This window comes from Kitasatospora sp. NPDC059817 (assembly GCF_042731835.1).
In the GTDB taxonomy this organism is placed as follows: Bacteria; Actinomycetota; Actinomycetes; order Streptomycetales; family Streptomycetaceae; genus Kitasatospora.
The window spans coordinates 1-7,382 of the sequence record NZ_JBHWIR010000264.1 but is presented as its reverse complement, the minus strand read 5'-3'; the positions used below and the strand labels follow the sequence as shown (position 1 = coordinate 7,382).

Here is a 7,382-nt window from a genome sequence, read left to right as displayed (position 1 = left end):
GGCCCGCCCCCGGCGGGGGGGGGGGCAAAAAGCTCGGGGTCCCCCGCTCGGGTGGGGGGGGCATGGCGGCGTTCCCTTCTCCCCCCGCGCGGGGTCGCCTGGTGGCCGCGGCCAGGAACGACGTCAGCGCCGGGCGTCGAAGCGAAGGTCCACGAAGGCCCCGACCAGCCCCCCGAGCGCGACGGCCGGCACGACCGCATCCCCGGCACGACCGGCTAGCGCACCCGTGACCAGCACGACCGCGACGGCAGTCAACGCGCCCGCCCAGGCCGGTCCCGATCGCGGCAGCAAGGGCACGGGCCTGCCGTTCCGCCGCAACCTGACCCACTTGACGGCGAGCAGGAGCACCGCGACCGCGAGGAGCGGCGGCACCATGACGTGCGCGGAGTTTCCCATCCTTGTCCGCCTTCCGTTCGGGCTGTCACCGACACGGTAACTGCCGTACCAGCAAACGGCGATGGCGCCTCCCCGGCCACCGTCGCCGATGCACGGAACGGCCTGCGGGCAGAGTGCCGAACACCTGGGCTCGGGGACGTGAGAAGCGTTCCTGTGGGCCTTCCCGCGACGGCGCGACTGCGCTGCGGCCGGTCCCGTCGGGCACCTGAATATTTCATCACGAGAAATATTCAGGTGGTCGTCGGCGTTGGCCACGGAGCCGGGTGCGGGAAGGCCCCGCACGGCTGGAGACGGGAGCGACGCCGTGCGCGTGGAGATCTGGACCGACATCAACTGCCCGTGGTGCTACATCGGCAAGGCCCGGTTCGAGCAGGCCCTGGAGCGCTTCCCCCACCGTGGGGACGTGGAGGTCGTCCACCGCTCCTTCGAGCTCGACCCGCACTCGCCGGCCGAGGCGCGACCGGTCGTCCCGCTGATCGCCGCCAAGTACGGGCTCAGCCTGGAGCAGGCCGAGGCGGCGGAGGCCCGGATCGCGGACAACGCGCACGGGGAGGGGCTGGCGTACCTCCGCGAGGGGCGCGACGCGGCGAACTCCTTCGACATGCACCGCCTGCTGCACTTCGCCAAGGACCACGGGCGGCAGGGGCAGCTGCTGGACGCGCTGTACCGGGCCAACTTCGCCGACGCGCGGTCCGCCTTCGCGGAAGGACGGCTGGTGGAACTGGCCGTCGAGGCGGGGCTGGACGGCGAGGCCGCGGCGGCGGTGCTGGCCGATCCGGACGCCTACGCGGAGGCGGTGCGCGAGGACGAGGCGACGGCGGGCGCGATGGGCGCCACCGGGGTGCCGTTCTTCGTGTTCGACCGGCGGCTCGGGGTCTCGGGCGCCCAGCCGGCCGAGACGTTCACGGCAGCGCTGGAGCAGGCCTGGGAGAGCCGGGTGGCGGTGCCCCTGCTGGTCGGCGGCGGCGACGGTGGCGGCGAGGCGTGCGGGCCGGACGGGTGCGAGCTGCCGCAGCGGTGAGGTGAGGGGCGCGGAGCAGGAAGTCGGCGGGGCCGACTTCCTGCTCCGGGCAGGTCAGCGCTTGGGGGCGATGAGGCGGGTGCCGGCCCAGTCCGGGGCGGCGCCGATGGCCTTGGTCGAGGAGAGGCCGGCGGTCTGGGCGGCCTCGTTGACGTCGCTGGGCTCGACGTAGCCGTCCCGGCCCGACTTCGGCGTGAGCAGCCAGATCATGCCGCCCTCTTGGAGGAGACCGATGGCGTCGACCAGGGCGTCGGTAAGGTCGCCGTCGTCCTCGCGGAACCAGAGCAGGACGGCGTCGGCCACGTCCTCGTAGTCCTCGTCGACGAGGTCCTGGCCGGTGATCGACTCGATGCCCTCGCGGAGGTCCTGGTCGACGTCCTCGTCGTAGCCGATCTCCTGGACGACCTGCCCGGACTGGAACCCGAGCCGGGCCGCCGGGTTGGTGCGCTCTGTCGTCATGCCGGTGTTCCTTTGACTTGGAGGCGCCTGTCGCCTCGCATCCGGGTAGCCAATCAGACGCGGACGGTGGTCGGCGCGGAACACGCCCGGAGATTGACGGTCCGTCAGATCTCGCGGCAGGAGACGATCCCGGACGAGCCGACGGCCAGCAGGAGTTGGGCGCCCCCGGCGGCATCGGCCCGGGTGATGGTGGCGCCCAGCTCGCCGGGCGGGAGGGGGAACGTGTGCGGGTGCAGGTCGGCGTCGTGCGCCACGACTGCGTCGCCCTCGACGTAGAGCAGCAGGTATTCGGCGACGTCGGGCACATCGGACACGTCGGGTCCCCTCCCCTGGGGTGGCTGGCGCTTGGCCCTGCCCACGCTAGGGGCCGCGTGGGGCACGGTCGGTGGCATTCACCCGGCACCACCCCCACGGGTGAATCCGGCGGAGGACGGGCGGGGGTTGGGGGCAAGGCTGGGGCCGGGGTTGAGGTGGGGGTTGAGGCGGGCGGGGTGCCCGGCGGCATTGCGACCGGCGGCCTCGCGGTAGGCGATGCGTTGGACGGCGGTGACCAGGCGGTAGAGGTTGAGGGCGGCGTCGGAGTCGTCGGCGGCGAAGCCCAAGTGGAAGATGAAGGCTTCGAGTTCGCGCCAGTCGAAGTCGTCGGGGACGGGCTGGGCGACGCCGGGGGCGAGGGTGTTGAAGGCGGCGGCGACGGCGTAGTGGGTCGCGGCGAGGGCGTTGGCCAGGAGGTTGGCCAGGGGATTGGGGCCGAAGTCGGGGTCCGGGTCCGGGTCGGGCATGTCAGGGGTCCTCCTCGTCGGGCTTTGCAACGTTGAGTGCGGTGATGACGCCCAGGACGACGGTGGCGATCGCCAGGGCGAGGAGGACGGCGAAAGCAGCGGCGATCAGAAAGCGCACGGGTCTTCGCGGTCTCGGTCGGCGGCGAGGAGGAGGGAGAGGAGGTTGAGGAGCGTGGAGGCCGGGGCGGTGTTGAAGCGGACGAGGACGCGGCCGTCGATGGTGCGGTCGATGGTGGCGGAGGGGAAGATGAGGCCGAACCTGCGGCCGCGCTCGTCGACTTCGGCGAGGAGCGTGCGGATGTGGTCGTCGGTGTAGTACCGGATCCGGGGGTCGGTCGGGAGCATCGGGCGGCGACGGGGAAGGGGCATCAGGCGGCGTCCAACTGCAGCTCGAACCAGACGGCCTTGCCCTGCTTGCGCAGGTCGGCGCCGAAGCGGTGGGCGAGGGAACGGACGAGGTGCAGACCTCGACCGGAGAGCGCGTAGGGGTCGGCGGGGGCGCACGGCTCGGGCGGGAGGGTCTGGCTGTCGTCACAGACCGAGACGCGGAGCCTGCGCTCCAGGAGGGAGAGCACGACGAGGGGCGCGAGGCTCCCGGCGTGCTTCCACGCGTTGAAGAAGAGTTCGTGGAGGGCGAGTTCGGCGTCGCAGATGGTGGGGGGCGGCCAGCCGGCGGTGGTGAGGAGGTCGCACAGTTCGGTGCGGGCGGCGGTCCAGTCGGGAGGGTTGGAAGCACGCATGAGAGACCCCGAGAGGGAGAGGGGGGAGTCACTGACGATCCGTCATGTGACCGGTGCAACACTGAGAGTAAGAGCACAGGGCTCACGCGTGCAACCTAATCGCGGAGAAGACCCACCCAGCTTGGATAAGCTCACTCGTGTGGGTGGAGACTGCCCCGACACGGAAGGAACCCCCCTTGGCACTCAGGACCCAAATCAGCGAACGGCAGCGGCGGTTCGGCGCTGAGCTGAGGCGGCTGCGCGAGGCCGCCGGGCTGGCGGTCAAGGATGCCGGCGCCCTCATCGGCATCGCCGGGCCGCAGCTCAGCCACATCGAGGCGGCGCGCACGGCACTCGACTCGGAACGGCTCGCGACTCTTCTTGACGGCTACGGGTGCACGGATGAGACCTATGCCGCCCTCTTGCGCGCTCTCGGGGCGAGCGATGGCAAGGGCTGGTGGACCGAGTTCAAGGGAAAGGTCCCGCCCCTCGCCCTGGATCTGGCCGAGGCAGAGGACCGCTCCGTCCGGCTGCACAGCTACGACTCGCTCTACATCCCAGGGGTGCTGCAACTACCCGACTACGCGAAGGCGATCTACGAGGGTGGTCACGCCAGGAGCCCATGGGAACCCCAGACACAGGTCCGTTTCCGAAGCGGCCGACAGCGGATCCTCGCAGATGACAAGCCACGGCAGTTCAAGTTCGTCATCCATGAAGCCGCGCTGCGCATGCGCTTTGCCGGAGACACAGTCATGCGGTCTCAGCTTCTTCATCTGATCGAAGTGGCGGAATTGCCGAATGTCAGCATCCAGGTACTGCCATTCACCGCGCCCAGGCATGCGCCGCTCTCGGCTTCATTCCTGTTCTGCGACCCGGGATGCCTTGAGCTGTCGACGGTGATCCTCTCCGGCCCGAAGCGTTCGGAGCACCTCGGAGACCCAGTCGATGTTGATGCCTACGTGCAGAAGTTCCAGCAGTTGAGCGAGCTCTCACTCCCGCCTGTCGACTGCAACGGCGCCCTGCGTAAGCTCGATACACGTGACTCTTGGGGGCTCATTCACCATCTCCTCTACGAGCTTCAGACCTGAAAGGCGTCCGATGTCCCACCTCGTCTGGCAAAAGTCGTCTTACAGCGACGCAGAAGGCGCCGATGCCTGCCTTGAACTTGCCCAGGGCGACGACGACCTCCGCCACCTCCGCGAATCCGACGACCCCGACATCATTGTCACCACCACCACCGCCAAACTCCGCGCCCTCGTCCTCGGCGCCAAGGCCGGCGAGTTCGACTACCTCATCTGAACCTCTACCGCACGCCCAGTGGTCAGCACACTTGGTGCTGACCGCCTCCGCCCAACTCCCTGTTCCGGGCCGCCCGCCCTGGGTTAGCGTGGACCCATGTCGAGAGACCTGCCCGCGCTACGGGCATCCCATCAGGACCGGGACCGCATCGTAGAAACGCTGCAGGTCGCCGCCGCAGACGGCCGGCTCACCCCCGAAGAACTCGAAACCCGGCTGGAAGCCGCGCTCTCGGCCCGGACGCTCGCCGAGCTGGCCGAGCTGACCACCGACCTGCCGAGCTTCGCGTCGGCCGTGGCCGTGCCGAAGGACGTGCTGGTCATCGACCAGCGCGGCGGCAAGTACACCCGGGCGGGGCGCTGGGTGGTCCCCCGGCACATCGAGTTGCGGCCGAAGCACTGCACGGTCGTCCTCGACTTCACCGAGGCGGTGATCACGGCCGACACCCTTCTGATCGACGTGTCCCTGCGGCACGGCAAGCTGCTCATCATCAGCCCGCCGGGCCTCGTCACCCTCGACACCGACGGTCTCACCCTGGTCTTCTCCAAGGTCAAGCAGCGCTTCGACAGCGGCGGCGACGCCAGGCCCCGGCTCCGTATCGAGCTCACCGGCACCCTCAAACACGCCTCGGTCGTCGCGCGCCCTCCCCGCCGCCGCCTCTTCGGCGCTTGAGGCAGGCCCACTCCACAGCTACGCACCCTCGCCCGCTCGTCGATCCCGACGAGCGGGCGATCTCGTTACCCAGCCAGATTCCCGCCCTCAAAGCGCCCGCCACGACGCGCCGTTGGCCGATTCCGACCTTCCGTCACGACCACGCCGGTGAGAAACTTTGAGAAATTTCGGCTAGGAGGAGCAATCGTGAAGCTGCGACTCACCGGCAGCCCGCGTTGAGCACCACACGACAGGGCGTCCACGAAGCCCGCCTGGAACTCGGCCGACGCCTTCGCACGATCCGTACGGCGGCCGGGCTCGACGGACGCACCCTCGCGGGCCGGCTCGGCTGGCCCGCGAGCAAGGTGTCCAAGCTCCAGCAAGGGCGGCAATCCCCCACGGTCGCCGACGTCCGGGCCTGGGCCGACGCCTGCGACGTCCCCGAGGCCGCTGCGGAACTCGTCGTCCAACTGCACGAGCTGGACGACCGGTACGCCCAATGGCGGCACGAGCTGCGACAGGGCCACGCCGCAGTCCAGAAGTCCTGGGCCGACATGGAGGCCGCGGCACAGACCATCCGCGCATTCGAACCCTGCTGGGTACCGGGCCTTCTCCAGACCGCCGACTACGCGGCTGCACGGTTCCGCGAGCACGCCCAGCTCAACGACAGCCCGCCGGACACGGACGCCGCCGTGGCCGCCCGCCTCGCCCGTCAGCAGATCCTGTACTCGCACTCGCCCGGCGGCCGGCACTGGCACATCCTCCTCACCGAGGCCGCCCTGCTCTACGGGACCGCCTCCGCCGAGGTGATGCGCGCCCAGATCGACCGCCTGGTCTCCGCGACGACCCTCCCGGCCCTGCGCCTGGGCGTCGTGCCGTTCCGCACACGCCTGCCCGCCTCACCCGTGCACGGGTTCTGGATCTTCGACGACCAGTTGGCCTCCGTTGAGGTCGTCAGCGGCGAACTCCGGCTGGGTCTGCCCGAGGAGATCGCCCAGTACCGCAAGGTCTTCGACCTACTGGCCCCGAGTGCGCTCTACGACGCGGACGCCCGGCGGCTGCTCACCGCGGCTGCCGAAAGCTGGATCTGATAGGGCATCAAAAAGAATGTCAGCGTCTTCCACTGCATGAACCTGCTCGCTCTCGCCGAGCAAGTTCAAGCAAGTTCGTGGTGCGGGTACCGAATTGTGCGGCAAGCTCTCTCACAGCGATCGACTCCAACCACGAGGAGGCCCACGATGGCGCTGCACAAGCTCGGACAAGACCCCGACAGCCCCGAAGGCAAGTCCCCGACCGTCTACCTCGATGACGTGACGGGCAACTACATCCTCCAGGGCTGGAAGGTCCTCGACCCGGACCGTCTCGCGCAGATGGACGTCCCCGGGCACGAGACCGTGATCGAATTCCCCAGGCGAATGATGCAGTTCTTCCCGGAGGTGAACGGTGGCAGCGGCCCCCACGCTTGAGGACCTGCTGCGGTCCTGCACCCGCTCGGCGCTTCACCTTGAGATGCGCGACGGCTACATGCGAGACGATCCGCTGTTCGTCCGCTGGCTCGACGGGCTCCGCGACGACCCGGCCGACCGTTCGACGTGGTGGAGCCCTTGGTTGCAGTTGGTCCAGGAGACCACCGCCCGAGGCGTCGAGATCCGGCGCGCCCGCGTGGTGTCGGAGCCGGTCAGCGAGTACGTCCGGTTCGAGCACGAGATCACGTTCCGGAACATCGCCTCCGGCGAGCAGGTCAGCTGGCTTCCGCGTAGGCAGACGACCGACCTCGCGCTCCCCGGCAATGACTTCTGGCTGATCGACGGGCAGTACCTCGTCGTCCACCACTTCAGCGGCGAGGGCGACTTCGTCGACGACGAGATCAGCACCGACCCGGAGATCCTGAAGCTCTGCCACTCCGCGTTCGAGGCCGTCTGGGAGCGGGCAGTGCCGCACAAGGACTTCCGGCTGCACTAGACCCAATGCCAGTGACTTTGGTGTGTCTGTCTCGTTGGTTGTGGTGTGGCGAGGGTGGGGCAGGTCAAGTCGTGTGCGGGTGAGCGGTTGTCGGAT

At 69.4% G+C, this 7,382-nt stretch carries 13 protein-coding genes; 7 read left to right on the top strand and 6 right to left on the bottom strand.

Annotated features, from left to right (window positions below; translation table 11 throughout):
• Nucleotides 1–123 precede the first annotated feature (123 nt).
• On the bottom strand, nucleotides 124–396 hold the full coding sequence (locus ACFV61_RS32775) for a hypothetical protein (protein ID WP_063348110.1): 273 nt from the start codon (nucleotides 394–396) through the stop codon (nucleotides 124–126).
• A 304-nt stretch (nucleotides 397–700) separates the two neighbouring features.
• Here ACFV61_RS32775 and ACFV61_RS32770 point away from each other — a divergent pair, with 304 nt between their 5' ends.
• Complete coding sequence (locus ACFV61_RS32770) at nucleotides 701–1,417, top strand: DsbA family protein (protein WP_380495638.1); 717 nt, start codon at nucleotides 701–703, stop codon at nucleotides 1,415–1,417.
• Between the two features lie 54 nt (nucleotides 1,418–1,471).
• On the opposite strand, the gene ACFV61_RS32765 is transcribed toward ACFV61_RS32770, so the two are convergent.
• From ACFV61_RS32765 to ACFV61_RS32745, 5 genes are all read right to left on the bottom strand, one after another.
• The gene (locus tag ACFV61_RS32765) at nucleotides 1,472–1,876 is read right to left on the bottom strand and encodes a DUF3052 domain-containing protein (RefSeq protein ID WP_380495636.1); all 405 of its coding nucleotides are present in this window, start codon (nucleotides 1,874–1,876) and stop codon (nucleotides 1,472–1,474) included.
• Nucleotides 1,877–1,980: 104 nt separating this feature from the next.
• Nucleotides 1,981–2,190 carry a hypothetical protein gene (locus tag ACFV61_RS32760; protein ID WP_380495633.1) on the bottom strand — a complete coding sequence of 70 codons (210 nt, stop codon included), beginning with the start codon at nucleotides 2,188–2,190 and terminating at the stop codon, nucleotides 1,981–1,983.
• Between the two features lie 78 nt (nucleotides 2,191–2,268).
• A complete protein-coding gene (locus ACFV61_RS32755) occupies nucleotides 2,269–2,658 on the bottom strand; it encodes a hypothetical protein (RefSeq protein WP_380495631.1) in 390 nt (129 codons plus the stop codon).
• Between the two features lie 105 nt (nucleotides 2,659–2,763).
• Entirely contained in the window at nucleotides 2,764–3,027 is a 264-nt protein-coding gene (locus tag ACFV61_RS32750) for a hypothetical protein (RefSeq protein ID WP_063348115.1), read from the bottom strand.
• Nucleotides 3,027–3,398 carry an ATP-binding protein gene (locus ACFV61_RS32745; protein WP_380495629.1) on the bottom strand — a complete coding sequence of 124 codons (372 nt, stop codon included), beginning with the start codon at nucleotides 3,396–3,398 and terminating at the stop codon, nucleotides 3,027–3,029. Before ACFV61_RS32745 ends, ACFV61_RS32750 begins: the two co-directional genes overlap by 1 nt.
• Nucleotides 3,399–3,574: 176 nt before the next feature.
• Here ACFV61_RS32745 and ACFV61_RS32740 point away from each other — a divergent pair, with 176 nt between their 5' ends.
• The 6 genes from ACFV61_RS32740 to ACFV61_RS32715 all read left to right on the top strand — a co-directional run bounded on the left by ACFV61_RS32740 (nucleotide 3,575) and on the right by ACFV61_RS32715 (nucleotide 7,286).
• A complete protein-coding gene (locus ACFV61_RS32740; protein ID WP_363371645.1) occupies nucleotides 3,575–4,465 on the top strand; it encodes a helix-turn-helix transcriptional regulator in 891 nt (296 codons plus the stop codon).
• Between the two features lie 10 nt (nucleotides 4,466–4,475).
• On the top strand, nucleotides 4,476–4,676 hold the full coding sequence (locus ACFV61_RS32735) for a DUF397 domain-containing protein (RefSeq protein ID WP_363371647.1): 201 nt from the start codon (nucleotides 4,476–4,478) through the stop codon (nucleotides 4,674–4,676).
• A gap of 96 nt (nucleotides 4,677–4,772) precedes the next feature.
• Entirely contained in the window at nucleotides 4,773–5,345 is a 573-nt protein-coding gene (locus ACFV61_RS32730; RefSeq protein WP_380424954.1) for a DUF1707 domain-containing protein, read from the top strand.
• Nucleotides 5,346–5,560: 215 nt separating this feature from the next.
• A complete protein-coding gene (locus ACFV61_RS32725; RefSeq protein ID WP_063348119.1) occupies nucleotides 5,561–6,415 on the top strand; it encodes a helix-turn-helix transcriptional regulator in 855 nt (284 codons plus the stop codon).
• 147 nt (nucleotides 6,416–6,562) lie between these two features.
• Nucleotides 6,563–6,790, top strand: coding sequence for a hypothetical protein (locus ACFV61_RS32720; RefSeq protein ID WP_063348120.1), 228 nt, complete (start codon nucleotides 6,563–6,565; stop codon nucleotides 6,788–6,790).
• The gene (locus ACFV61_RS32715; RefSeq protein ID WP_380424957.1) at nucleotides 6,768–7,286 is read left to right on the top strand and encodes a DUF6879 family protein; all 519 of its coding nucleotides are present in this window, start codon (nucleotides 6,768–6,770) and stop codon (nucleotides 7,284–7,286) included. The genes ACFV61_RS32720 and ACFV61_RS32715 overlap by 23 nt, the downstream gene beginning before the upstream one ends.
• The last annotated feature ends 96 nt before the right edge of the window (nucleotides 7,287–7,382 follow it).

Coding starts and splice junctions, on each gene's coding strand:
- ACFV61_RS32720 (WP_063348120.1), top strand. CDS start 6,563: ATGGCGCTGCACAAGCTCGGACAAGACCCCGACAGCCCCGAAGGCAAG.
- ACFV61_RS32755 (WP_380495631.1), bottom strand. CDS start 2,658: ATGCCCGACCCGGACCCGGACCCCGACTTCGGCCCCAATCCCCTGGCC.
- ACFV61_RS32750 (WP_063348115.1), bottom strand. CDS start 3,027: ATGCCCCTTCCCCGTCGCCGCCCGATGCTCCCGACCGACCCCCGGATC.
- ACFV61_RS32730 (WP_380424954.1), top strand. CDS start 4,773: ATGTCGAGAGACCTGCCCGCGCTACGGGCATCCCATCAGGACCGGGAC.
- ACFV61_RS32775 (WP_063348110.1), bottom strand. CDS start 396: ATGGGAAACTCCGCGCACGTCATGGTGCCGCCGCTCCTCGCGGTCGCG.
- ACFV61_RS32745 (WP_380495629.1), bottom strand. CDS start 3,398: ATGCGTGCTTCCAACCCTCCCGACTGGACCGCCGCCCGCACCGAACTG.
- ACFV61_RS32765 (WP_380495636.1), bottom strand. CDS start 1,876: ATGACGACAGAGCGCACCAACCCGGCGGCCCGGCTCGGGTTCCAGTCC.
- ACFV61_RS32735 (WP_363371647.1), top strand. CDS start 4,476: ATGTCCCACCTCGTCTGGCAAAAGTCGTCTTACAGCGACGCAGAAGGC.